The sequence below is a fragment of the Oleiphilus sp. HI0061 genome (assembly GCF_001635675.1).
In genome coordinates this window covers 1-312 of sequence record NZ_LWFE01000806.1, presented here as the reverse complement: position 1 = coordinate 312, position 312 = coordinate 1, and the positions used below count along the sequence as shown (strand labels likewise).

Below are 312 nucleotides of genomic sequence, written 5' to 3'. Positions count from 1 at the left end.
ATGACGTCGTCGACCGCTAAAGCACGATCATACAAGCGCTTTAGGTTTTCGGCCTCATCATAGGTGTTGGTATAGGCCTGAAAGTAGCCAAGAAATTTCTTGGCTCCGGTACGCTTGGCGATCACCGCTTTGCCGCGTGCTATTTGTGACTCAATTGAGTCTGGCGCTTTGGCGTTGGGGCTGAAGGATGCGTTATTACAAAAGGTGCAGCCACCAATACCTTTGCTACCGTCTCGATTAGGGCAAGTAAAGGAGGCGTTGAGAGAGAGCTTATGGACATGCTCACCATGGCGCTGTTGCATATACTGGCCA

At 50.6% G+C, this 312-nt stretch carries 1 pseudogene; it reads right to left on the bottom strand.

Going from position 1 to position 312, the window contains the following annotated elements:
* Window positions 1-302 (bottom strand): annotated as a pseudogene (locus A3735_RS09685) (TIGR01212 family radical SAM protein); the annotation flags it as partial.
* Window positions 303-312: the final 10 nt, after the last annotated feature.